The sequence below is a fragment of the Clostridium sp. CAG:43 genome (genome assembly GCF_000434655.1).
Classification (GTDB): domain Bacteria; phylum Bacillota; class Clostridia; order Lachnospirales; family Lachnospiraceae; genus Otoolea; species Otoolea fessa.
On record NZ_FR895116.1, the window covers coordinates 8,506 to 9,585 of the forward strand.

The window sequence follows — 1,080 nt, forward strand, 5'->3', positions numbered from 1 at the left end:
ATGCTTCCAGCGCCTCATAGATCGGCGCGCGCTCCTGGGTCAACGCGTCATCTCTTCGACTGCCTTCCCCCGTTTCCTTCTGTCCTGAAGCTTCCCTTCTGCGCCGTGTACTCCTTCCGACGCCCGGCTCCAGATTTCTTCTTTCTTCTTCCATCTGCCGTTCCTCCTGAAACTCACTCATTCGTTTCTTCTATCGTATTTTCCAGTCAAACCATTCTCTTTCCTCTCAAAAAACATTTCTTTTAAAACACATTTCTTCCGCTGAAAATTTCAATCATCTCCCGCCGCAGGCTGTCCATAATACTGAGCCTGGTGGTCGGCGGAAGTTCATAGACATCTGTCTTAAACAGATAATTCTGCAGGTCGATCTCTTTCAGCATCATCTTGGTATGGAACAGATTCGCCTCGTACACATTGATATCGACCACATCGTAGCGCCGCAGCGTTTCCTTGGAGATATAATCCTGAATCGAGCGGATCTCACGATCCATAAACAGCTTTTTTCCGTCCACATCCCGCGTGAACCCGCGCACCCGGTAGTCCATCGTGATGATGTCCGAATCAAACGAACCAATCAGGTAATCGAGAGTCGAAAGCGGCGTGATCTCCCCGCAGGTCGCCACGTCGATATCCACCCGGAAGGTCGCCAGACAGGTCTCCGGATGGTATTCCGGATAGGTATGGACGGTCACATGGCTCTTGTCCAGATGCGCCACCTGCGTCTCCCCCTGCACCGGCATCATAGAGCCTTCCGCAATCAGAAGCGTGACCGAAGCGCCCTGCGGATCGTAGTCCTGCTGAGAAATACTCAATACCCGCGCCCCGATCATATCCGTCAGCGACGTTAGGATCCGGGTCAGACGTTCCGAATTGTACTGCTGATCGATGTAGGCAATATAATCCTTCTGCTCCCTCGGTGTCTTGGCATAACAGACATCATAAATATTAAAGCTAAGCGCCTTTGTCAGGTTATTAAAGCCGTATAATTTTAATTTTTCGCTGTGATCCATATCTTCCTTCTCCTGAAATATAAATGGTGTTGATCATGTAATAAGAAATTCCAAGGAATTTCCTATTACA

The 1,080-nt window shown here is 49.2% G+C and carries 1 protein-coding gene; it reads right to left on the reverse strand.

Annotated elements, in window-relative coordinates; genetic code table 11:
* Window positions 1-242 precede the first annotated feature (242 nt).
* The gene (gene speD / locus QVO97_RS11930) at window positions 243-1,010 is read right to left on the reverse strand and encodes an adenosylmethionine decarboxylase (protein ID WP_022360543.1); all 768 of its coding nucleotides are present in this window, start codon (window positions 1,008-1,010) and stop codon (window positions 243-245) included.
* Between the last annotated feature and the right edge of the window lie 70 nt (window positions 1,011-1,080).